This is a genomic window from Caulobacter sp. P4_E5 (assembly GCF_056401555.1).
This window is the reverse complement of sequence record NZ_JBFUJD010000001.1, coordinates 105,544-128,758: the sequence shown is the minus strand read 5'-3', so window position 1 is coordinate 128,758 and position 23,215 is coordinate 105,544. Positions and strand designations below refer to the sequence as shown.

The 23,215-nt window shown below is 65.2% G+C and carries 15 protein-coding genes; 5 read left to right on the top strand and 10 right to left on the bottom strand.

All coding sequences use genetic code 11. From position 1 onward, the window contains the following. Position 1: 1 nt before the first annotated feature. From AC1DSO_RS00550 to AC1DSO_RS00520, 7 genes are all read right to left on the bottom strand, one after another. Positions 2-2,770, bottom strand: coding sequence for a TonB-dependent receptor (locus AC1DSO_RS00550; protein ID WP_477066968.1), 2,769 nt, complete (start codon positions 2,768-2,770; stop codon positions 2-4). Between the two features lie 271 nt (positions 2,771-3,041). After that, positions 3,042-3,767, bottom strand: a complete 726-nt coding sequence (locus tag AC1DSO_RS00545) for an HAD family hydrolase (protein WP_477066967.1) — start codon at positions 3,765-3,767, stop codon at positions 3,042-3,044. Next, a complete protein-coding gene (locus tag AC1DSO_RS00540) occupies positions 3,760-4,734 on the bottom strand; it encodes an N-acetylglucosamine kinase (protein WP_477066966.1) in 975 nt (324 codons plus the stop codon). Before AC1DSO_RS00540 ends, AC1DSO_RS00545 begins: the two co-directional genes overlap by 8 nt. A 2-nt stretch (positions 4,735-4,736) precedes the next feature. Further along, on the bottom strand, positions 4,737-5,900 hold the full coding sequence (locus AC1DSO_RS00535) for an SIS domain-containing protein (RefSeq protein ID WP_477066965.1): 1,164 nt from the start codon (positions 5,898-5,900) through the stop codon (positions 4,737-4,739). Beyond that, positions 5,893-7,191 carry a D-tagatose-bisphosphate aldolase, class II, non-catalytic subunit gene (locus AC1DSO_RS00530; RefSeq protein WP_477066964.1) on the bottom strand — a complete coding sequence of 433 codons (1,299 nt, stop codon included), beginning with the start codon at positions 7,189-7,191 and terminating at the stop codon, positions 5,893-5,895. Before AC1DSO_RS00530 ends, AC1DSO_RS00535 begins: the two co-directional genes overlap by 8 nt. 171 nt (positions 7,192-7,362) lie before the next feature. Further along, entirely contained in the window at positions 7,363-8,268 is a 906-nt protein-coding gene (locus tag AC1DSO_RS00525) for an EamA family transporter (RefSeq protein WP_477066963.1), read from the bottom strand. Continuing rightward, positions 8,265-10,349: a glycoside hydrolase family 36 protein gene (locus AC1DSO_RS00520; protein WP_477066962.1), complete on the bottom strand. Its 2,085-nt coding sequence runs from the start codon at positions 10,347-10,349 to the stop codon at positions 8,265-8,267. The genes AC1DSO_RS00525 and AC1DSO_RS00520 overlap by 4 nt, the downstream gene beginning before the upstream one ends. A gap of 137 nt (positions 10,350-10,486) precedes the next feature. On the opposite strand from AC1DSO_RS00520, the gene AC1DSO_RS00515 reads away from it, so the two are divergent. Together AC1DSO_RS00515 and AC1DSO_RS00510 are read left to right on the top strand one after the other, a co-directional pair. Continuing rightward, positions 10,487-11,590 carry an amidohydrolase family protein gene (locus AC1DSO_RS00515; protein ID WP_477066961.1) on the top strand — a complete coding sequence of 368 codons (1,104 nt, stop codon included), beginning with the start codon at positions 10,487-10,489 and terminating at the stop codon, positions 11,588-11,590. A gap of 14 nt (positions 11,591-11,604) precedes the next feature. Then, complete coding sequence (locus AC1DSO_RS00510; RefSeq protein ID WP_477066960.1) at positions 11,605-13,524, top strand: NPCBM/NEW2 domain-containing protein; 1,920 nt, start codon at positions 11,605-11,607, stop codon at positions 13,522-13,524. Positions 13,525-13,529: 5 nt separating this feature from the next. Here the strand turns inward: AC1DSO_RS00510 and agaR are convergent, their stop codons facing one another. Continuing rightward, positions 13,530-14,324 carry a transcriptional repressor AgaR gene (gene agaR, locus AC1DSO_RS00505; RefSeq protein WP_477066959.1) on the bottom strand — a complete coding sequence of 265 codons (795 nt, stop codon included), beginning with the start codon at positions 14,322-14,324 and terminating at the stop codon, positions 13,530-13,532. A 373-nt stretch (positions 14,325-14,697) separates the two neighbouring features. After that, entirely contained in the window at positions 14,698-16,686 is a 1,989-nt protein-coding gene (locus AC1DSO_RS00500) for a hybrid sensor histidine kinase/response regulator (protein WP_477066958.1), read from the bottom strand. A 195-nt stretch (positions 16,687-16,881) separates the two neighbouring features. Here AC1DSO_RS00500 and AC1DSO_RS00495 point away from each other — a divergent pair, with 195 nt between their 5' ends. Both AC1DSO_RS00495 and AC1DSO_RS00490 read left to right on the top strand, forming a co-directional pair. Continuing rightward, entirely contained in the window at positions 16,882-17,562 is a 681-nt protein-coding gene (locus tag AC1DSO_RS00495; RefSeq protein WP_477066957.1) for a TorF family putative porin, read from the top strand. Between the two features lie 267 nt (positions 17,563-17,829). Continuing rightward, positions 17,830-18,486, top strand: coding sequence for a DUF6683 family protein (locus tag AC1DSO_RS00490; RefSeq protein ID WP_477066956.1), 657 nt, complete (start codon positions 17,830-17,832; stop codon positions 18,484-18,486). A gap of 90 nt (positions 18,487-18,576) precedes the next feature. Here the strand turns inward: AC1DSO_RS00490 and AC1DSO_RS00485 are convergent, their stop codons facing one another. Beyond that, positions 18,577-19,194, bottom strand: coding sequence for a DUF938 domain-containing protein (locus AC1DSO_RS00485; protein WP_477066955.1), 618 nt, complete (start codon positions 19,192-19,194; stop codon positions 18,577-18,579). A 667-nt stretch (positions 19,195-19,861) separates the two neighbouring features. Here AC1DSO_RS00485 and AC1DSO_RS00480 point away from each other — a divergent pair. Continuing rightward, a complete protein-coding gene (locus AC1DSO_RS00480) occupies positions 19,862-23,008 on the top strand; it encodes a DUF4450 domain-containing protein (protein WP_477066979.1) in 3,147 nt (1,048 codons plus the stop codon). The last annotated feature ends 207 nt before the right edge of the window (positions 23,009-23,215 follow it).

The following is a 23,215-nucleotide window of genomic DNA, read 5'->3' as shown; positions in this document are numbered from 1 at the left end:
TCTAGAAGCGGTAGCTCAGGCCCAACTTGTAGCTGGCGCCGTAGCGATAGTAGCCCTGCGGCAGCAGCGGATTGCCGTTGATGCTGTAGGTGTTGGCCTTGTCCAGAAGGTTCTGGCCTTCGATCGAGATGTCCATCTTGTCGGTGATCTTGTACGCCGCGTGAGCGGTGACCCAGGTGATCGGATCGGCCTTCTCGTTGTAGCCGGCGCCGAGCACGTTGACGGCCGTAGTGAAGCCCGCAGTGCGATCGCCCGAAAGGCTGAGCGACACCGGACCGTGGTCGTAGAAGACGCCCAGCGAATAGACCGACGGCGCGATCCCTTCAAGCGGACGCTCCTCGTCGCCGACGTAGCTCTTGGCCCAGTTACGCGTGTATTGCGCGCGCACGCCCAAGCCATTGTCCAGGAAGTGCTGCAGACCAACCTCGACGCCCTTGACCGTGGCGTGGTCGCCGTTGATCGGACGGCTGATGTTGAACAGGTGTCCCGGGACGCCGATATCCTGGCCCGGCTCCCAGCTGCTGGTGATCTGGTCTTTGATGCGCTTACCAAAGACTGCGACGTTGATCACCGAGTCGGGCCGGAAATAGTACTCAAGGGACACGTCGAGCTGTTTGGCCTGATAGGGTTTCAGCTCGGCGTTGCCGCTGTAGATCTGGGTGAACTCGCCCCACGAGACGCTTTCGGTCGTGCTGGTCGGCGCCAGGGTCGCGACCGACGGACGGGCCAATGTCTTGGCCGCGCCCAGACGCAGGCGCAGTTCGTCGGTGAAGCGATAGTTGAAGTTAAATGAAGGCAGCGCGTAAGTGTAGGTGTTGTCCTGCTCGATCGAAGTCGGCGGAGCGTAAACCGCCGTGTAGTTGAACGCGCCGTTTTCGATCACTTCAATGATCTTGGCGTCCCACGCTTGCGCATGGGTCTTCGTGCGCACGACGCGCAGACCAACGTTCCCGCTCCAGCGCTTGCCTTCGAGATTGCCCTGCACGTAACCGGCCCAAGTCTCTTCGCCCACGCGGTAGCTTTGCAGCGGGTTCCAGACCGGCGCGGCCTTGGAATAGTCGTAAGTGCCGCCGCCCGGGCGCGGCTTGCCGTTATAGGCCGCCAGCGCCGCTTCATAGTTGGGGATGTCGAAGGCCAGGAACGTGCGCGGGAACTTGGAGTCCACCTTGTCCATGAAGTTGGGCAGGCTGAAGCTGTCGGAGATGACGTTGCCGCCAAGCGCGCCCACGTTGATCGCGTAGTTGCCGGAATAGTAGTCGGCGCCGCCGGTCAGCGCGTTGTTGACCAGGTCCCGCGACTTCTTGCGATCGGTGTAGTTGGCGCCGAACTGCACATTGTCGAGCCAGCCGCGACCGATAGCCCAGGCGCCCTTGAACGACGCGCCGGTGATCTTGTCGTCGATATTGTCGCCGGCGAGCGAGAAGTAGTGGGTGTTGAAGTCGGCGTCCTTGAACTGACCCTTGTCCAGGCCGCTGATCAGCTCGCGGCCGTCATTGAAGTTGACCGTGACGTTGGGCACGCGGTCGCCCGTCAGCTCGATATGGGCGCTGTTGGGCTGGTTCATGCGCAGGACGACGTAGCTGTCCTGCCCGCCGGAATGACGCTTGGAGGTCGAGCGGTAGACGTCGCCCGTGATGGTCAGGGTGTCCGACACCCTCCATTCGACGTTGGCGCCGTAGAGCTGCGTTTCGACGACGCGGTAGGAGGTCTGGTTGAGCAGCTCCGGATTGAGGCGCAGCTCCGGGTCGGGATTGTTTATGTCGAAGCTGGTGACGATGCCGTTCTTGATCACCATGTTCGACCAGCGGCCCGGCGCATAGAGCGGGTAGAAGGACTGCTGATAGCCGACCTGCGGGGAATCCAGCTTGGTCGCCAGCCCGTCGACGACCAGGCGGAAGTTGTCGGATGGCCGCCACTCAAGCTTGCCCGTGAAGGCGTGGCGCTTTTTCTTCTCAAGGATCGAGCCGACGCGGAACTGGCCCGGACCGATCAGGCCGTATTCCTCGGGGTCCAGCACGCCGTTGTTGTTCGGGTCGATGGACCCGCCCCAGGCGTTGCCGCCCCAGCTTGCGTCGTTCGGATCGGCGTTGCGCGTCCAGCCACCGTCATTGCCGGCCACGTCGGTGCGGTCGTCGCGCTTTTCAAGCACGACGCCCAGCAGCAGGCCCAGCGTGTCGCCGGCGAAGGTGTTGCTGTAGACGGCCGACAGCTTGCGGCCGTCTAGTTCAGACATCTGGTTGCGGTCGCCTTCGAGACGCACGATGCCCTGCTGACCGCGCCGGTCGAACGGGCTGGCCGAGCGCAGGTTGACCAGGCCGCCGATGGCGCCTTCGGTATTAGCCGCCTCGGCGCCCTTGATCACGTCGGCGCCGCTGATGACGTCGGCCGGCAGCACGTCGTAGGCGAAGTCACGTCCCGCGCCGTCGGTGGCCAGGATCCGCCCGTTGAAGGTCGATAGCGTATATTCCGGACCAAGGCCGCGAACGCTGACCTTCTGGCCCTCGCCGCCGGCCGTGCGCGAGATCGACACGCCGGTGATGTGGCTGAGGGAGTCGGCGACGTTGTCGTCGGGGAACATGCCCAACTCAAGGGCGCTGATCGAGTCTTGGACGGTGGTGGCGTCGCGCTTGAGCTTGACGGCCTTGGCGACGCTGGCGCGCACGCCGACAACGACGACTTCCTCGACCGTCTCGTCATCAGTGGCCTTGGCGGGAACCTGCGCGATCGCCGCGCCTGCGGTGAGCAGAGCAACAATGCCTGCGCCAGCCATGATGGCCCCCCGGTGTGATGGACGACGTGCCATAGCGAACCCCTTTTCCTCGCTTGATCGGATGCAAATTCCGAAGTTTCGGTTCACACCCTATTTATATTACAAAAGGTAACAATGGTTTCGATGTCATGTCAAACCGCTACTTAACGAAAGTGTGCTTCGGAAGCATATTCGTTGCATAAATGTCGAAATCTTCGCCAGAGGCCCCCTTAAGATCCTGTATTGCCTGGGAATCGCGCACCGTCCGACGGCGGGCGAACGCCCCTTTCGATCAAGTAGTAGGGTGAACATCGGTTGCGGTCAGGCGCGCCCACAGCGCCGCCGCGGCGAAATCGGGCACGGTGAGATCGGCGCCGAGGCCAAGTCCCGCCTTCCGCGACGGTCCGATAACCTCGACGGTGAACACCCCCGCCGCCAGGGCGGCGGTCACGCCCGGCGCGGAATCCTCGAAGGCCATGGCGTTTTCCGCGGCGACGCCCAGCCGCTGAAGGGCCTCCAGATAGGGCAGCGGATCGGGCTTGGCGCGCGTCAGGTCCTCGCCCAGCACCAGAGTGTCGAAGCTCTCGGCAAGGCCAAGGACTCCCAGCGTGTGCTCGACATTCGGCCGGGGACCGTTGGTGACCAGCGCGCAGGCCACGCCCCTCGCCTTCGCCCAGCCAATCAGTCGCGCAAGCCCCGGCATCGGCGTCATCCGTGGCGTCAGGCGGCGATACAGCGCCTCCTTCTCGTCGGCCAGGCGCCGGCGCTCGTCCTCGGAGAGGACGGGAAAGAAGTGCGCGAAGATGGCGTCGTTCGGCTGACCCGACACGTGCCGGTGAAAGTCGTCGTCGCTCATGACCACGCCCCGGGCGGCGAAGGTGTCGGCCATGGCCTGGCGGTGGATCGCGTCGGTGTCGCTGAGCGTGCCGTCCATGTCGAACAGCAAGGCCTCGAGCCGCGCGAACGCGAACCGCCCCGCATGAAAACGCAAGATCTCGAAACCAACATCGTCAGGCATTGATCGCCGATCTCAGGGCCTGGCCGCTCAAGCGCGCCGCATAGAGGGCCGCGCCGATGGCGGGGCTGAAGCGGGGCGTGATCAGGCGGTAGTCGGGCGAATGGAGCGACAGCTGCTGGCGGAAGGGTTGGAGGATGAGCTCGCCCCCCTGAAACACGCCGCCCGAATAGGACAGGTTCACCGCCTCGCCGGGTTGATACTGAAGCCGCTGGCGGATCGCCTCCACGATCGCCGCCAACTCCCGGCCGGCGTCGGTAAAGATGCGTCGCGCGGCCTCGTCGCCTTGCATCGCCGCCCGGGCGACCAGGCGCGACAGGGCGGCGATGCGGTCACGCTGGGGCGCGGACTTGGTGTAGACGTAGGCGCAGATGTCGAGATCGCTTTGCAGCTCAAGCTCGCGCGTCAGCAGGTCATGCAGCGGCCCGCGCGGCAGACGTCCATCGGCCATGCGCGAAAAGGCGCTGAGCCCCCGCGCGGCGATCCAGTAGGCCGAACCTTCGTCGGAGAACACCTCGCCCCATCCGCCGCCGCGCGCCGACAGGCCCTGGCGCTCGCCGTAGCCGATCGAGCCCGTACCCGCGACGATGTTGATGCCGTCCTCGCCGCCGAGCGAGCCCGCCCAGCCGCAGATCATGTCGTTGCCGCAGGCGTAGCGATGATGGCCGAGGACGGCCTCGGGGATCAGGTCGAGGAAGGGCTGGACCTGCGAGTCCTCGCCGTGAGCGGGCAGTCCGAAGAAGGCGAAGATGACGTCGTCGGGCGAGGCGCCGGCCTTGTCGAGCACTGCGTGAACGCCCTCATGCAGCAACGCGTGCAAGGCCTCGAAACCGACCTGGATATGGTAGCTGGACCCGCCTTCGTGGCGGGCCAGCTCGCGGCCGCTGGCGTCTGTCAGGACGAAGGCGGTCTTGGTGCCGCCGCCATCCACGCCCAGAAAACACCCTTCGGACAGGTTCGCCTGATCCATCGTCAGCTCAGCTCGTGGATGCGCACGCCCTGCACGACACGATTGACCGTTCCGGTGGTGTTAGGATTGTCCGGCGTCAGCCCCAGGCGCAGCGACTCGAAGAAGGCGAAGATCTGCGGCGCCACGATATAGGGGAACAGCAGTTCGGCGTCGTCCGCCGTCTCCAGCCCGAGTACGCTGAGCTCGTCGCTCTTGGCCAGCCCCACCCCGTCCTGAGCCGTGATGGCGATGACGCGGGCGGCGTCGTTGTCGCGCTGCAGCTCGCCGAGAAGATCCACGTCGTAACTGCGCGTGTAGGCGTTGTTGGAGAAGAAGACGACGATCAGCGTGCGGTTGTTGACGATGGTTTTCGGACCGTGCCGGAAGCCGAGCGGTGAATCAAACATCGTCACCAGAGCCCCGTTGGTCAGCTCCAGAAGCTTCAGTCCCGACTCCCGCGCCAGGCCCTGGAAGATGTGGCTGCCCAGATAGACCACGCGCTCATAGCCATCGGCGGCCGCGTCTTGCATGACGGGGGCGTAGGTGTCGATCACCTGCCCGGTGGCGCGCGCGATGGCGTCGATCCGCGCGTCCATCGACGCGATGCCGCTGAAGATCGCCAAGGCCGCGTAGGTCATGCACGAGAAGCTCGACGTCATGGCGAAGCTTCGATCGTGTGTCGCTTCGGGCAACTGCACGATGAGGCCCTGCGATCTCTGCGCATAGGCCGCCAGGGCGCCTTCGGCGTTGCAGGTGATGACCAGGTGATGCAGGTGCTTGACCAGACGGTCGGCCAACTCGACGGCCGCCACGCTCTCGGGACTGTTGCCGGAACGTCCGAACGACACGAGCACGGTCGGCGCGTCGGCTTCGAAATAGAGCTGCGGAGCGCAGACGAGATCCGTCGTCGGGATGGCCTCGACCCGGCGGCCAAGTCGCATGGACAGCACCGGCGCCAGGCATTCACCGATGAAGGCCGAAGTCCCCGCGCCGGTCAGGATGACACGCAGCGCGGGCAAGGCCAGAAGCGGCTGGAGAAAAGCCTCGATCTCGGCCCGGCGCGCCATCAGGAGCGCCTGGGTCTCGCGCAGCATGGCCGGTTGCTGCGTGATCTCGCGCGCGGTCCAAAGACCGCCCAGCTGATCCAGCGCGGACTCCGTGAGGCCCAGATGGGTGACGTCAGACATAAGCATGCTCCGGCTCGGCGGTGGAGGCCGCGCGATAGGCCTCCAGCGTCGCGCCGATATGGGCGATCACCAGATTGGCTGGACTGGGCGTCAAGTCAGTATTGCGGACGGCCGTGTAGGCGTCCGGCATGTACTGGCTGATCAGCGTCAGAGGCGGGCCATTGTCGGTAAGGTTGGCGAACATCACCTCCTGGGCTGCGGTGATCTGCGGATCGGGCCAGTAGTAGCGTATCCGGTCGGAGAGACTGTACTGAAGGTCGAACTGAAGGTCCGCGCCGGTGGCGCGATAATATTTGCCCCAGTTGCGCGGGTCGGCCTTCATGCGCTCGATGGCGATATGGCGGAAGCGCGAGGCGCGGTCTTCGCCGATCCATTCGCGCTCGATGGCGTCCAGGGCCCAGAAGGCTTCGCGCAGGGCGAAGGTGACGCCCGGCCCGACCTTGAGGATGGCGAAATGGTCTTCGACCAGGGCCTTGAGCGCCTTGGGCGTCTGGTAGTCGGTCGAATGGGCTTCGAAGACGATATGCGGCTGGTCGTCGAGCGCGCGGCTCAAGGAAACGGCCCTAGCGCGGTCATAATCGATCACCTTGTGGTGGTCGAACTCGACGCCCGGCTGCACCACGGCGGCGATGACACGGGGCCAGGCCCGCGATAGCCCCTCCGCCGCGAAGATCGCGCGGTGGGCCTCGATCGTGGCGAGCGCCGCCTGAGGTGTTGTCACCTCGAGCTCGGGCAGGTCCTCGGCCGCGCCGCCGGGCACGGGCACCTCGGTGCCGATGACGTACACGCACGGCTCGCCGCCGACGCGCCGTTGCGTGGCTTCGGCGACGCCGATCAGGCGCGCGGCGCGGCGGGCGATGGTTTCCTCGAGCAGGGGGGCCGGATCGTCGGCGCACGACATCGAACAGTCAGCGTGGATCTTACGGAAACCGGCGGCCACATACTGCTCGATCAGCACCTCGGCCTTGGTCATGGCCTCTTCGGCGCTGAGGCTGGTCCAGGGATTAGGACCCAAGTGGTCGCCACCGAGCAAGATGCGCTCGCGCGGCAGGCCGACCTTGTCGGCGATGGCGTGGACGAAGCCGCGGAACATGTTCGGCGTCATGCCCGTGTAGCCGCCGTCCTGATTGACCTGGTTACAGGTGGCCTCGATCAGCACCACGTCGACGCCGGCCCGCAGCGCGTGGACGAAGGTGGCCTCGATGACCAGCGGGTGGGCCGAGCAGACCGAGTAAATGCCGCACGCCTGACCGGACTTATGCCGGGCGACCAGATCGAGCATTGCCTTCATGGGGAACCCTTCGGTGAACAGGCGCCAACCTAACGCACCCCCCAACACAACGCAACTAAACCAATGAAAACGAAAGGCAGATATTTCGCTTTGGCTCACACATTCGCCCACCTAATAAAAAAGGAGCGGTCGCTGCGGGAACGACCGCCCTAGGGGGAGGAGCGGCGCGCCCTAGGACGTGGCCAGGAGCGCCGAGGCTATGACGGCCAAGGCAAGGCCGATCATCTTGAGCTCGCCGGGCACGACCCCGGCGATGAGAAGCGAAATCACCGCGGTCACCAGCGGACCGCCGGCGTTGGTGAGCGGCGCGACCACGATCGCCTTGCCGTATCGGAAGGCATAGACCAGGGCCAAGGCGCCGATGGCGTTGAGCACCTGGATGCCGGCCGCCAGCCACGGCCCGTCCCAGCCCCAATTGATTGGCCTGGAGAAGTCGGTCATGCCCAGCGCCACCGGCGCCACCAGCAGGCCGCTGACCATCATGTAGAAGAAGATGCTCTCGGCGCTCATGCGCGCGTTGGCCAGCTTCATGAAGTAGGCCTGCACGCCCCAGCAGAGCATGATGATCAAGGCCAGCGGGAACCAGGTCGAGCCTTGGGCGAACGAAAAGCCCTGCGGCGAGAAGTCGAACAGAGGCAGGGCGAGCAGCGCCAGCACCACCCCCAGCGCCCCGAGCTTGGTCGTGCGCTCCTTGAGCAGGACGAAGGACATCAGGATGGTGACGAGTGGCGACAGCGAGATGATCGGGAAGATCAGATAGGCCGGCCCGGTGGAGATGGCGTAGAAAAGGATCATCTGGCCGCCGGCTCCGGTCAGGCCGATCAGAAGACCGTAGAAGATCGACTTCGGATCGCGGTCCAGCTTCCACTTTTCCCGCTGCATGACGATCACCGCCGGCACGATCATCGTGACCGCCCAGACGCAATAGACAAGCGTTTCGGGAAAGCCGCGTTGGGCAGAGAGGCTGGCGAACGCGCCCCACACGCCCCACAGGGCGACGGTGAGGAGCGCGAACAGCAGCCAGCGCCGGGGCGCGGCAACGGACTCGGCGGACACGGCTACGGAAGTGTCGGTCATGCACGGCCGCCTTTCATGGGGACGGCTTCGATCAGCAGGAACTTCTCGAACTTGGCGGGGATGCGGGCGGTCTTGGCGGTCACGACGCCCAGATCCTTGCTGTTGTAGTAGTCGGTCAGGCGATAGGCGCCCTCGCCCAGGCCGCGCAGCTCGACCTGGCCATGCCATTGCGGGGCGTAGAAGGCGTAGTAGAGCCGGCCGTTCTTCTCGATCGCGTGAGCCTCGGGTTTGTCGAAACCGATGTCGTAGAGCTCGCCCCGGTACTGGCCCTTGGGCAGCATCTTGGCGTTATAGAGGTCGGCCCATTTGCGCCACACCGCCTCGCGCTCGGGCGTCAGGCGGAAATTGGCGTCCTTGCCCCGTCCCTCGTTGGGCCAGGTGAACTTGGTCGAGATGACCGCGCCGATGCCGACGCTCGAGGCGAAGTCATTGCCGCCGTCGCTCAGCTCGACATGGTCGCCGGCATAGGCCGCGTCGCGCCCCATCAACGCCTTCAGCGACTTGCCCTTCAGGCGCACCTGCCAGGACGACAGCGGATCCGAGGCCGGAACCTGGTTGGTGTAGGGCAGGTTGTGGAAGGCGTAGGACGTGCCGCACGGGCAAAACTCGACGACGGCGTTCGGATTGACCTCGCGCGCGGTGTCGTAGACCAGCTTCCAGAAGTCCTGGAGCTTCTCGACGGACTCCTCGGGACGCGCGTGGTTGTGGGCCGGATTGTAGCAGGGGGCGACGCCGTTCATGTGCTGGCCGTCGAGCTTGAGGCCCTCGTAGCCCCACTCGCCGATGATCTTGCGGACCAGCTTCTGCGTGTAATCCCGCGTCGGCTGGTAGGCGGGGCACAGATAGAATGCGTTCCACCAGGTGACGTTCTGCACCGCGCCATCGGCGTCCAGCAGCAGCATGTCGGTATGGTCGTGCAGCAGGTCCGAGCCCGGATCGACGGCCAGGGGCGCCAGCCACAGCTTGGGCTTGAGACCCGCGGCCCGGATCGCCCTGACGAAGGCGACCATATCCGCCTCGGTGCGGAACTTGCGCGGGTCCAGCGCCCAGTCGCCCTCGTTGGTCTGCCAGCCGTCGTCGAGCACGGCCCACTTGAAGCCCAGGTCCTTGACCTTGCTATAGGTCCCTTCGATCTCGGCGACCGTGAAGTCGCGCTCATAGCCCCAGGCGCACCAGATGGCCTCGTAGGACCCCTCCGGCGCCTTCGGAGCCGCCAGGCCGCGGTCGGCCATCACCCGACGATAGGCGTCGAGCGTGGCGTAGTAGTCGCGCTGATGGACGGCGACGAAGGCGTCGAGCGAGACTAGCGTGTCGCCGGGCTTCAGCGTCACCGCCCTCGCCTCCTCCAGCGCCACCGACGCGCCGGCCGATGACGCGATGATCGGCAACGAGACCAGCTTCGGCGTTAGCTCGACATGGCCCACGGCGATGCCGGCGTCCAGCCGCCAGACATCGGCGACCGGCGTGCCGGACCCGTAGTCGGACGCGTTCATGCCCATGAAATTGGCCTGGTCGAAACCCTCCTTCACCGGCTGCACCCAGTCGCGGCGGTCCGAATGGGTCGAGCCAGACCACGACCAGAAGCCTGCGCCCGACGACTTCAGCACGTGCGCGCCGATCCGGTAGCGCTCAATGTCAAGCGCCTGGCCGCCCGTGTGCCGCCAGGCGACCGTCATCAGCGGAAACCCCGGATAACGCTCGTAGAAGGTCAGGCTGACGGTCTTTTCCAACCCCTCGGCCGAGACACCGCGCACGGTGTGGCGCATGCCCTTGCCATGAACGTCGTTGACGGGAGCTTGGCGGTGTTCGGCGAAGGTGAAGCGGTCAATCACCTGGCCGCCCTTGAGCGTCACCGTTTCGGACGGCGCGAAGTCGGTCAGGGGCGTGGCTGGTCCGGTCAGGCTGGAGATCAGCCGGCTGTTCAGCGCGGCGTCGAACTCGAGGGTCAGGGCCGCGTCGCCCGCGCGCGCCACCGACACCGCGGCCCAGGCCTGGCTCGCGCTGAGCGCTCCAGTGGCCAGAACGGTCCCGCCGAAGAGGGCCAGGATGCCGCGCCTGTTCACAAGCGGTTTGGTGATCACTCGCAGCCCCTCCAACGCCTACAAAAATGATCTTGCATAGGTCATTTTTAAAAGGCAAACAAAAACACATAAAACCGAAACAGCACGTTTCGATTTCGTTGCTTTATGGTGCGTTTCAGGAAAGGCGGAGGGTAGCCATGAGGCTCGACAGGCGTTTACTACTGACCCTTGCAGCGCCTCTGGCGCTGTTGGCCTGCGCGACGGCGCACGCCACGCCTGAAGCCGCGACCTACAGCGTCGCCGACTTCGCCCGTGTCCCGAAGTTCGACGCCCACGTCCACATCAACGTCAAAGACCCGGCGTTCCTCGACCAGGCGGCGGCCGACAACTTCGAGGTCCTGTCGATCAATGTCGACTATCCGGCCTTCCCGTCGATCGCGCTTCAGGCCGACGCCGCCCATCACTTCGCCAAGGCCGATCCGAAACGCTTCCACTACGCGACCACCTTCTCGATGAAGGGATTTGGGACCGACGGCTGGGCGCAAAAAGCCAACGCCGCTCTCGACTCCGAATTCAAACAGGGGGCCTTGGCGGTCAAGGTCTGGAAGAACGTCGGCATGGTCGAGCGCGACGCCGCCGGCCAGCTGATCTTCATCGACGACAAGAGCTTCGATCCGATCTTCGATCACCTGGTGGCCAAGGGCGTTCCCCTGATCGCCCACCAGGGCGAGCCGTACAATTGCTGGTTGCCGCTCGAGCAGATGACGACCAAGAACGACAAGGCCTATTTCAGCGCGCATCCAGAGTATCACATGTATCTCCACCCGGAGATGCCGCGCTACGAGACCCTGATGGCCAAGCGAGACGCCATGGTCGCCGCCCACCCGGACCTACACTTCGTCGGCGCGCACATGGCCAGCCTGGAATGGAACGTCGACGAGGCGGCGAAATTCCTCGACGCCCATCCGAACGCGGTGATCGAGACGGCCGCCCGCATGGCCCAGATCCAGCATCAGTCGGTCCGCGACTACGGGAAGGTGCGCGCCTTCTTCATCAAGTATCAGGACCGTATCCTCTACGGCACCGACCTGACGCTGAACCCCGGAGAAGACGCCCAGGGCTTCAAGAAGACGGCGCACGACTACTGGACGTCGGACTGGACCTATCTGGCCACGACCCAGAGCCAGCGGGTCGACGACATCGATGCCGATGCGCGGGGCCTGGCCCTACCCAAGTCGGTGATCGACAAGATCTACTACGGCAACGCCAGGCGTGAGTTCCTCGCCAAGCGCGAACACTGATCGAAGAGACCTAGATGACCGTCCGCTCCCTGCTCGCCGGCGCGGCCGTCGCCGGCCTCCTCGTCCTGTCCCCGCCCGCCTTCGCCCAGGTCGCCCCTGGCGCCGACCCTCTGGCGGCCGCGGGCAAATGGTCCATCCCCGAGCGCCCCCAGGCGCGCACCCCGCCCATGGGCTGGAACTCCTGGAACGCCTTCCGCACCGAGGTCGACGAGGCCAAGGTCGTGGGCGCCGCCAAGGTCCTGGTCGACAGCGGCCTGTCCAAGCTGGGCTACAACTATGTCAACATCGACGACGGCTGGTGGCTCAAGCGCCGGCAGTCGGACGGGCGGCTGCAGATCCGCACGGCGATCTTCCCGTCGGCCAAGGTCAAGGGCAAGGACTCCAGCTTCCGTCCTTATACCGACGCCCTGCACAAGATGGGCCWGAAGGCCGGCATCTACACCGACATCGGCCGCAACGCCTGCTCGCAAGCCTATGACCTGCACTCCCCCAACCTGCCCGAAGGCACGACGGCCGAGCGCGAGGTCGGGCTTGCCGGCCACGTCGATCAGGACATCGCCCTCTATTTCAAGGACTGGGGCTTCGACTACATCAAGGTCGACGCCTGCGGCATCAATGTCTACGGCCTGGAAACCGACATCGTGCGCGAGCATGCCTACAGGGCCGTGCCGCCGCTGATCGACCAGGTCTCTATCAACCGCACCGACGTGCCGGCCGTGCGAGCCCGCTACGCCGAAGTGGCCCAGGCGCTGAAGACCTACAATCCGGACGGCGACTACATCCTGGCGATCTGCAACTGGGGCTCGGCCGATGTCCGGTCCTGGGGCAAGGACGTCGGCCACATGTGGCGCACCAGCGGCGACATCACCCCGACCTGGACGCGCATGCTGCACAATTTCGACAGCGCCTCGACCCGCGCACTCTACGCCAAGCCCGGCGCGTGGAACGATCCAGACATCCTGTTCATCGGCCACGGCGAGTTCGACCAGAACCATCTGACCGAGGCGCGCTCACATTTTGTGCTGTGGGCCATGATCAACGCGCCGCTGCTGATCAGCTACGACCTGCGCCAGGCGCCGCAAAGCCTGATGGACATCTGGGGCAACGCCGACATCGTGCGGATCAACCAGGATTCCGGCGGCCACCAGGGCGTGATCGCCTACGCCTCCGACGACGTGCAGATCATCGTCAAGACCCTGGCCAACGGCAAGAAGGCCGTGGCCCTGTTCAACCGGGGCCTGGGTAGGAGCGACGTGACCCTCACGGCCGCACAGCTGAAGTTCGCCGGCGACGCGCCGATCCAGCTCAGGAACCTGTGGGACAAGACCGCGACCGCGTTCACCGGCGAGACCAGCTTCACGCTGGACGCGCGCCAGACCCTGGCCTTCGAGGCCTCGGGCACGCGCGCGCTCGGCGATGGCGTCTATCTGTCGGAAATCCCCGGCGAGGTGAACGTGGCGGTCAACGGCGTGATCGCTCCCGAGCCCGACCCGGTCGTTCACCGCATGCGCAATGCCTGGGGCGAGACCCGCGGTTCGGGCGAGCGTCCGACCTATGCCGGCTGGGGCGGCGCCCAGGCCGACGCGACGCCCTACGACCAGGCGCTGCGCATCGGCGGCCAAGGCTTCGACACCGGCATCGGGGTGCTGGCCAATTCCCGCATCGAGGTGCGCAACACCGGCAATACCCGCTTTGAGGCCCGGGTTGGGGTGGACGACTCCACCCGCAACACCAAGGACAAGGTGCGCTTCGCCGTCTACGGCGACGGCAAGCTGCTGACCGAAAGCCCGCCCATGGGCCTGGGCGAGGCTCCGCGTGCGCTCACCGCCGACATCAAGGGCGCGCGCATCGTCGAGATCGTCGCCCGCTCGGCGACCACGACCAGCGACCTGCCGCTGGTCGTCACCTGGGGAGACGCAGCCATGCGCCGCTAAGTGCGTCAGGCCTTGTAGAGGCTGATCCCAAGACGCTCCGCCGCTTGGTCGATATAGTCCGGAGCGGCGGCGTCGGTGATCAGGACGTCCAGGTCCCCGACATCGATGATGCGGTGCAGGCAGACCTTGCCGAACTTGGACGCGTCGGTGACCGCGATGACCTCGCGCGCCGTCTCGACCATCTTGCGGTTCAGTTGCGCCTCGGCTTCGTGATGCGTGGTGATGCCGCGCTCGACGTCGAAGCCGTCGACGCCCAGGAACAGCTTGTCCAGCAGCAGGTCGTCCAGAGCCGCGACGGTCTGCGCGCCGTAGAAGGCCATGTTCCGGCGGCGCAGCTCGCCACCCAGCATGACGATCTTGATCTTTCGCTTCTGGTTGAGGACGCTCAGGACATCGAAGTCGTTGGTGACGACGGTGATGTCTTCCTCGTCCGGCAGGAACCGCGCGATCTGCAGCGTCGTGGTGCCGGAATCCAGCATGATCGAGTCACCGGCCTTGACCATGCCGGCGGCCAGCTTGCCGATGCGTTCTTTTTCCTCGGTGTGGCTGACGCGTTTGGTCTCGATGGCCGGCTCGACACTGGCGTTGACCACCTCCGAGGAGATTGCGCCGCCGTAGGCGCGCGTCGCCACGCCGCGCTCTTCGAGGTAATGCAGATCCTTGCGGATGGTCTGCATCGACACTCCGAACTGTTCGGACAAGGGCGTGACTTGGACGCTGCCGCGGGCTCGGAGCATGGCCGTGATTTCGCGCCGGCGTTCGGAGGTGTCGCGCATCACCTTTACGGAGCCATCCGCCATAAACTGCATCTCCTGACCGGCCGCTGCTAAGCGGAGGGGCTTTCGTTATATCGCGCAACGGCACGCCGTTTAAGCACTTCATCGTCAATAGTAGGACAAAGCTGTCGATCTCGCCTCACAGCACGGCCATTTCAACGCTGCCCGGTTTCGATTCGATAGGACCAAAGGAGAACAGGTCCGCAAATCCTCCGGCGGCCCAGCCCTTTTGTGAGCCCGTCTACCGCGCCTCGCCATCGTCGACGCCCGCCTCGCCGCACGGTCAGGCCACGATATGCGACCGAGGAGGATATCCCTTCCTCCTGCGGCAATGTCAAAGCCGCGCCATCTAACGACGGCGCCGAGGACGAAACTGCGCCACCCCGAACCAGTCCGATCACTCGGCGAGCAACTGGAAGACGGCCTTCAGCAAGATCTCGGCCCGGTACGGCTTGGACACGTGAAGGTCGCCGCCAGCGGCCAGGCAGGCCTGCGTTTCGATCGCGCTGGTGTTAGCGGTCAGGCAGATGATCGGCGTGCGCACGCCGTTCTCCTGTTCGGCCCGTCGGATTAGGGCCATCGCCTCAAGACCGTCCATGACCGGCATCTGGATGTCCATCAGGATCAGGTCGAAGGTCCCTGCCCGGGCGGCCTCCACCGCCGCTTGGCCGTTGTCGACGATCGTCAGATCCGCGCCGATCGGCTCTAGGATCATCGCGACCACCTTCTGGTTGGTGGGATGGTCCTCGGCGAGCAGAATCCGGGGCGACCGCTCAGCCTGGGCGACCCGGGGCGCCGCCTTGGCGACGTCGTCTGAACACACCTGGCCCGAGGACGTCAGCGGCACGAAGACCACGAAGGCCGAGCCCCGGCCGATCCTGGACCGCACCGAGACCCGTCCGCCCATCAGCTCGAGCAACGACTGGCAGATCGCCAGGCCAAGGCCGGTTCCGCCATGCCGGCGGGTCGTGGAGGCGTCGGCCTGTTCGAAGGGGCGAAACAGCCGCAGCGCCTCCCGCTCGTCGAACCCCGCGCCGGTGTCGGAAACGACGAACCGCAGGCCGTGCTCCGCCGGTCGCGCGGTGAGGCGCACCTGGCCTCGCGCCGTGAACTTCACCGCGTTGCTCAGCAGGTTCGACAGCACCTGCGTCAGCCGCGTCTGGTCGCCGAGATAGAGAGCGGCGGCCGCGGGGCTGACCCGCCAGCTCAGGGCGATGTCCTTGGCCGCGGCGGTCGCGGCGTGCAATTCGGCGACGTCGCGAACCAGGTCGCGCAAGACGAAAGGCTCCGCCTCCAGGCGCATCTGGCCTGCCTCGATCTTGGCGGTGTCGAGCACGTCGTTGACCAGGCGCTCCAGCACGCGGGCCGAGGACACGATCAGCTCGGCCATATCGCGGCTCTGGTCGGTGGCCTGGCGGTCGCGCAAGACCTCGCCGACGGCGATAACCCCGTTCAGCGGCGTGCGCAGCTCGTGGCTCATATTGGCCAGGAACCGGGCCTTGGCCGCAGCGGCTTCCTCGGCCTTGGCCAAAGCCGCATCGCGCGCCGCCTCGTTGCGGTCGAGCCGTTCGATCAGGCTGATCACGCGCCAGTAGCCGAACACACACACCGCCATCAGCAAACCGCCGATCAGCAAGAGCAAGGGTGCGGCATGGGCCAGGATGGTCAGTCCCGGCTTGGCCGGCCGCCAACGGATCACCGCCAGCGCGCGGCCATCAGGGCCGCTGAGCGAGACATAGGGCTGGACCGGATCTTGCGCCGAGGCCAGCCGCGCATCGGCGATCAGCAGGTCACGGCCAAGCTCGTCCACCACGGCGGCGACCTTGCGACCGGAAACCACGACAGGATCGAAGCGCCCAGGCGTGACGTGGACGAGATCTTCCGGAACGATGGTCGCCGCCGACACGGCGTAGAGCACGCCACCCGCCTCGACGAAGGCCTGACGGGTCGCGACCGCGTCCAAGCCGATCTGCGCAGCGCCCTCCCTGGCCTTGGCCGCCGCGCCCCGCGCGCGAACCTCGGCGACCAAGGGGGCGACCGCGTTGGCGAAAGGCCGCTCGCGCTCGAGCGACACCGGCTCGCTGTCGCGCGAGGCATAGGCCAGGACGCCGTCAGCGCCATAAGCCAGAGTGACATTGTGCTTCATGTAGTCGGCGTAGTAGTCGCCGAAATTGACTTGCGCCCAGGCCCAGTCCTTCCTGGCCATGGCTACGCAGGCGTCGTTCCAGACGCTGGCGGAGACGACGTTCTCGCGCAGCAGCTCCAAGGTGCGTTCCGCGCGGCGCGCCACCAGGCGCGTCTCGGTCTGCTGGTGCGCCGCGTCGATGGCGCGCACCGCATACGCCGCCAGCGCGGCGACTCCGGCCAGGACGATAAGCGCCGCCAAGAAGCCGCCCGCGACAATTCGTCTCAGCTGCGCGCGGTTATTTACTGAACTTGGCGCCATTCTCCCCCCGGAGACGCAGTCAAACACGGACTATGTAACAAGACTCTAAACCTTTTGACCACTGGAGACTTTTATCGACGCCACAACGATACTTTAAGAGCTCCCATCCCTATTGGCGTCGAGGAGGATTTTTGCATGTCACTGAAGCATTGGTGTGCGGCTGGCGCCGTCCTTTTGGCGAGTCTGGTCGGCAATACAACCAAAGCCGCACCGGTTGGCCTGGAGGCCAACCTGACGGCGACGTCGGACTATCGCTTTCGGGGATTGTCGCTCTCGGACCGAAAGCCGGCCCTGCAGGCGGACTTGACGGTGAGTCACAAGAGCGGCGCCTACGCCTCCATCTTCGCCTCGACGATCGATGAATACGGCCAGGACGCCGACGGCAAGGGCGCGACCGTCGAGCTGGACTACACGGCTGGCTGGACCTTCTCCGGCGCGGGCCTGGACTTCGATATCGCCGCCTCGGCCTATACCTACCCTGGCGGCGTGGGCGTCAACTATGTCGAGCTGCCGGTGCAAGCCTCCAAGACGGTCGGGGCCTGGACCGGGTCGACGGGGTTCGCCTACGCGCCCGAACAGCACGCGCTCGATCACGACAATCGCTACTTGTGGATCGGTCTCGATTACGAAAGCCCCGCCCTGCCCGTGGCCCTGTCCGCCCGGCTCGGGCGAGAGGATGGCGCCTTCGCCGACCAAAAGACGGATTGGTCGCTCTCGGCGAGTCGGACATTGGGCCGTCTGCAGGCCTCGGCGACCTATGTCGACAGCGATCAAGGCGGCGGCGGCGTTGTGCTGTCGCTCGCGGGCCGGTTCTAAGACGCGCCCCCGGGCGGTTCCAACAAGTCGAAGTCGCGCCATGAGCGAGCAAACCGGACGCGCGTCCGTGAGCTCTGGGACGGGCTTCAGCGAGCGGTCGGTTCGGCCATGAGCGCAGACTTGCGACGCCGCTCGAACGGCGCTGAGACCATCGCGCGCCTTACGCGTTCCTGCGTCAGGCGTGCGGCGAGGCCAAGGTAACAGATAGCCATGCAAAAGATCGTTTTCGGGGTCCTGATCGCCTTCGTCTTGGCCCCCTTTCCCGCCATGGCCCAAGGCGTGTTCAATATGGGCGTATTGACCAACAGCCTTTCCCAGGGTGCGAACACACAGTCCGAGACCGCTCGTGCCCGAACCAGCCAGATCTTCCGCCCCAAGGCCCAAGGTCCTCAGAACCATGCCTCCGATCCTGCGGCGCTCGTCTATCGGCCCAGCATGGCTGTGCGAAAGCGCAACATGGCGCAGATCGTCGAGCGACTTCGCCGGGTGGATCCGGTCACCGCAGCCGACATGCAGCGCACCTTCGCCAGCCGCGATCCGATCGCCGAAATGGGCCGTCTGATGCAGCCCGTGGGGCTCAATCCCGACAATGTCGCCGACGCCGTCGCCACCTATCTGGTCACCGCCTATTATGGCGTGCGCGGATCGACCGAGGGGGAGCCCGCCGAGTTTAAGGCGGTGAGCGACCAAGTCGGCCGCGCACTCAGCGCCGATCCGGCGTTCACGGGCGCCAGCGACGCCTTCAAACAGGAGATCGCCGAATCCATGCTCGTGCAGGCGGTGCTCGCCAACCAGGCCGTCCAGGCGGCGCAAAAGCAGCCTTCGGCGATGCCGGCGATCAAGGCGGCGATCGGCCAAGGAACTCGTGCAAGCTTTGGAATGGACCTGACGCGAGTTCGCCTTGGGCCGCACGGCCTTCGATAGGAAACCCAGAGAACCTCACGGTTCGCCATGCGCCATAATCGGACCTTCGCTCGTCTCCGAGAAACGGACCTTGCCGAGCGTGACTAGCGGCTACGTCTTTCGAAACACGAGTAGCAGGTTGTTCGCGGGCATGGTGAGACGCTCGGAAAGGCCAAGGCCATGGGTAGCCGCCAAGGCGACCAGATGGTCCAGGTGGCGAATTCCCCACTCGACATTGCGTCGCCTCAGACTCTGATCGAACTCGATGTTGCTGGGCGCTGTCGGCGTGTCGCCCTCGATGAAGGGGCCGTACAGGAACAGGCCGGCGCTCGGATGCAGCACCCGCGCAGCGCCCGCCATCAGGCCGGCCGTGGCCGTCCACGGCGAGATATGGATCATGTTGATGGCGAGGACGGCGTCGGCTCGTTCGACGGGCCAGGTGTCCGGTCGCGACGCATCCAGCATCAGCGGACACAGGAGGTTGCCTAGACCGGCATGCTTGCGCCAGGCGGCTATGCTATCCAGAGCCCCGGGATCAGCGTCGGTCGGCTGGTATTGCAGCGTGGGCAGCGCTGCAGCGAAGTGAACTGCGTGCTCGCCAGCGCCCGCCGCAACCTCCAGCACCAGACCGTTCTCTGGCAGGCGCGTCCGCAGGATCTCCAGAATGGGATCGCGGTTTCGGGCCGTGGAGGGGGACGCACGCGCGGCGGGAAACAGGGGATCGGACATGCCGACAATCTGAAGGCTTCGGCGGCTTGGCGCCAGAAGCGGACGCTGGCGCTCCTCCAGGAAGAAGACGCTAGCAAGAGACCGTCGCCCCTTCGCCCGAGCCTAAGCCAGTGACCTGGCCCCTTTAGAGGTCGATTTGCTCGGACAGCCGCTGGCTGGCGTGATCAGAACCGGCTTCGCCGGCTGCGCGCGCGACGCGGGGCGCCGGCTAGCTTGGCGCGGTGCTGACCGGCTTGCGCCCTCGCCCCGACCCAGGGATTCGCGACGATCACCAATGACCAAGGCCGCATGGGCTGTCCGCATCTACGCCTGACGATCGAGCCGCCCGATCAGCAAAAGTTGGCGGAAAAGGCGGAGGTCACTCGTCCCAATAAAGAGGGGCCAGATGTCGGTTTGCCCCATGAGACGAGTTGGGCGAATGGGCGAGACTGTCAGAATAGACCGCCGAGGCTTCCTATTGTCGGCATCCGCCGTCGCAGGGGCCACGGCAGTAGGTTTCGGAGGTCTTGGCGCGCAAGGTCTGGCGGCGACACCGGTCGCCACCCGCTATAATGCGACCTCTGAAGGGATCGTAACGCGGGGCGGGCCTCGGTTTGGCAACCGTCCGCTTTATGGCGATCATCGCGCCTTCACACTCATGGCCGGAGACAGGCCGCTATTGCGCCTGATGCAGCCGCCCCACCCGCTCGGCGCTTTGCTGATCGGTTGGCGTGCGGCGGACAACACCGCCTGGCTGCACGATTTTGCCACGATTGACGCGATTTATGACGCTGGCTTGATGCGGTGGCGCTTGAGCGACCCACGCTTCCCCGGCACGCGCATAACTGTGACCGCCGTCACCCTTTCGGGCCGTGATGGCATGATCATCGAGATCACCGCCGACGGCGCAGCGCCTGACGCAGAGGCGGTTTTGATGCACGGCGCGCTGATGACGTTCAGCCATCCCAATCTCTTGTGGGCGGCAGATCCAGGGCTGCATCCCTCAGTGCAGGTGGCGACCGACAATCACCAGACTGACAGCGGCGTTCCGCCCGAACTCAACGACCTCGAGGCCGCATTCCATCCCGCTAACGCCGCCGGAAACCGGGTCGATGTAGCGGCTACGGAAAACTTTGCGGTGTCGCACAGCGAAAAACGCATCGGCACACGGGGCGTGACGAGCCGCCCCGGTCGCTTCGACGCTCGAAACGCCGACGCGTGGCGAGATCCCGACGCGCTGCTCGCTTCTGWGGCCGGACCGCGCCCGGTCGTCGCGGGCGCCGTTCCGATGGCGGAGGGGCCTCTTTATGTGGTCATCGAGGCCGCTCAGGCCGGTGCAGCCCCCGCGGGCGTGCCCACAAAAGGTTCTCCCACCAAGGCCGTGGTCGCTACGGAGCCGCAACCAGCGCCGCTGGCGCCTGAAACATTGCCAGCGGTGTTCGAGCGGGCGCGCGACCGTGTGGAGACCGTTGCGCGCCGCGTGACTTGCAGGACGCCTGACGCACAGATCGACGCCATGCTGCCCGCGGCGGCCGCCGCCATAAACGCCATCTTCTACGACCCCCAGATGGTCCACGGCGCTATGGCGTGGAACGTCCCGCTCATCGGCTGGCGTAGCTTCTATGGTTCGACATGCCTTGGCTGGCACGAACGACTCCTCGCCGTCGCCCGCTACTACCTTCCGACGCAGAAAACCGACGGACCGGACGCCGTCCTTCAGGATCCCGAACGCCGGCTGTCACTGCCTGCCGAGAACAGCCGCTTCTACGGTCGCGGGCGGGTGTCACAGGACCAGAACTTCTACAACATGCAGTCCGTTTTCTTCGACCAACTCATCTATGGTTGGCATGCTTCGGGTGATCCAGAGCTCGAAAGGCTGCTGCGCCCGGCGCTCGACCTGCACTTAGAATGGATGGGAGCCTGTTTCGACCCTGATGGAGACGGGCTCTACGAAAGCGCCCTCGACATCTGGGCAAGCGACTCGATCTGGTATTCGGGTGGTCCGACGCCCTATGCATCGGCCTACACGTGCCGCGCTTTCGACGCCGCCGCAGTCCTGGCGGATCGCGCCGGCGATAGGGGGCGGGCTGAGGCGCATCGGGCCAGCGCCGCGAAAATTCGGGCCGCGATACGCGACCGATTGTGGAACGCGGCTGCTGGCTGCGTCGGCGAGTATATCGAAGCCCTAGGCCATAGGCGTCGGCATGACGACACCAGCCTCTATTCAATCGCCACATCGATCGACAGCGACGTGGTCGATGCCGACATGGCCGCGCAAATGATAGATTACTCACAGTGGGCGCTTGAACGCGTGCCCATGCCGGCCGGCGGTGAACAGTGCTACACGACCAACTTCGTGCCCCACGTCTGGTCCGTTCGCGAAGCCGATACTGCGGACACCCTGCACCTGGCGCTCGCGGCTTGGAAAGCGGGCATCGATGACGACGGCTGGCGGCTGTATCAGGGCGGTTTTCGCCAGTCTGCCTTCGCCGCCTCGACGCCAGGCGCAATCATGTGCGAGCCGCCTGGCAAAAAGTACGCCTCGGTCGACTTCTCCGATTCGACAAATATGTTCGTGCGCGCGACCATTGAGGGACTGTTTGGCTATCGCGCCAATCGCGCCGAGGGCGCCGTCGCGGTCGCTCCGCGCTTCCCGGCAGAATGGGACCATGCCACGCTCGATCACCCTGATGCGAAGATTCACTTCGAGCGTAGGGGCGGAGTCGACCGTTACACGGTGACGCTGCCGCAGCCTGCGCGAATTACTCTCAGCGTCCCGGTTCGATCCACCCAGGCCGTTTCTGCTCGCTATCTCGCGCACGGCCATATGGAAGCGAGCTTCGGCGCGCCGCGGCTAGTCTCCACCTCTCCCACAGCGGTGTCGCGCTGGCGCGTTGAGGTTCCGCACGCCTCAACGTTCGAGGGTTCTATAGGGACATTGACCCAAGCGAGCGAAACAGGACTGGTCAAGCTATCAGCTCAGGGCGGACGGATTATCCGGTTTGAAGATCCGCAAGGTGTGCTCGAAGGCGCGCGCCTCGCGAACGGAACCATCGTCGCACGGGTGCGCCCCGGAGTGACCGGCCGCCACGCTGTTCTGGCGGAGGTTGCTGAGGGCGGCGCACATTGGCGTCAGATGCTGCGGCTCGATATCCCCGCGGCAAAGACTCCGCCCGCCACATTGCCCAAAGCTGATGCATGGCAACCAGTGTCTATCGAACTCGACGCTGATCTTCGTGCGATTTATCAGCAGAAGTATCTTTCTCCGCGACCTGACGTCATCTCCGCGCAGATCGGCGTAGACGGTTTTTCCTGGTGGACYGCGACCTTCTGGGACATCAATCCACCCAAGATCGGGGTGGGGCGCATCCCCGCCGATGGTCGAATGACCGCAAGCAACGGCGTACCGTTCATCTTGCGCCCTGGCAAACACAACATTGCCTTTACTTCATTTTGGGACAATTGGCCGACCCGGCGCGCCTTTCCTGTCGGACAAGGTGGGAGCCACATCGCGCTATTGCTATCGGGCGCCACGAACCAGATGCAAACAGGTATCGCCAATGGTCGGGTGGTCATCCGTTACGCCGATGGCGAGGAAGACCGCCACGATATCCACCATCCCAACGACTTCTGGGACGTTGGCGGCGATTACAACTACGAAGTCGATAGCTTCTCCCTGCCGAAAACGCCGCCGCCAACGCTGGCGCTGGACGAAGGTAGTCGCGCCGTGGCGTTCGTTAGACCCCTGCGTAAGGGCACGGTTCGTGAGATCGAGATTGAAACGCTCTCGATGGAAGTCATTATTGGCCTAATGGCGCTCTCAATCGCCACCTAGGACCGAGAAGACCCATCGTCACGCCGTTTACGGCGCTCATAGTGAAGCAGGGCGGGTTGCGGCCGCGAAAGCAGGCCCTTTCGCAGCAATCGGCAGCGCGGCCGCTCGCTGATCGCCGCACGATTGGTCATCTCTGGCGAGCGGGTCATATCTGATGGCCAGTATTGGCACATCGAAGTTTAGAGCCCCTCCCCGTCCGCAGAAGTC

What these genes read in the sequence shown, in the direction of transcription:
- AC1DSO_RS00490 (WP_477066956.1), top strand. Translation starts at nt 17,830, where the DNA reads ATGGCCCAAGGCGTGTTCAATATGGGCGTATTGACCAACAGCCTTTCC.
- AC1DSO_RS00540 (WP_477066966.1), bottom strand. Translation starts at nt 4,734, where the DNA reads ATGGATCAGGCGAACCTGTCCGAAGGGTGTTTTCTGGGCGTGGATGGC.
- AC1DSO_RS00535 (WP_477066965.1), bottom strand. Translation starts at nt 5,900, where the DNA reads ATGTCTGACGTCACCCATCTGGGCCTCACGGAGTCCGCGCTGGATCAG.
- AC1DSO_RS00545 (WP_477066967.1), bottom strand. Translation starts at nt 3,767, where the DNA reads ATGCCTGACGATGTTGGTTTCGAGATCTTGCGTTTTCATGCGGGGCGG.
- AC1DSO_RS00485 (WP_477066955.1), bottom strand. Translation starts at nt 19,194, where the DNA reads ATGTCCGATCCCCTGTTTCCCGCCGCGCGTGCGTCCCCCTCCACGGCC.
- AC1DSO_RS00495 (WP_477066957.1), top strand. Translation starts at nt 16,882, where the DNA reads ATGTCACTGAAGCATTGGTGTGCGGCTGGCGCCGTCCTTTTGGCGAGT.
- AC1DSO_RS00525 (WP_477066963.1), bottom strand. Translation starts at nt 8,268, where the DNA reads ATGACCGACACTTCCGTAGCCGTGTCCGCCGAGTCCGTTGCCGCGCCC.
- AC1DSO_RS00515 (WP_477066961.1), top strand. Translation starts at nt 10,487, where the DNA reads ATGAGGCTCGACAGGCGTTTACTACTGACCCTTGCAGCGCCTCTGGCG.
- AC1DSO_RS00530 (WP_477066964.1), bottom strand. Translation starts at nt 7,191, where the DNA reads ATGAAGGCAATGCTCGATCTGGTCGCCCGGCATAAGTCCGGTCAGGCG.
- agaR (WP_477066959.1), bottom strand. Translation starts at nt 14,324, where the DNA reads ATGGCGGATGGCTCCGTAAAGGTGATGCGCGACACCTCCGAACGCCGG.
- AC1DSO_RS00550 (WP_477066968.1), bottom strand. Translation starts at nt 2,770, where the DNA reads ATGGCTGGCGCAGGCATTGTTGCTCTGCTCACCGCAGGCGCGGCGATC.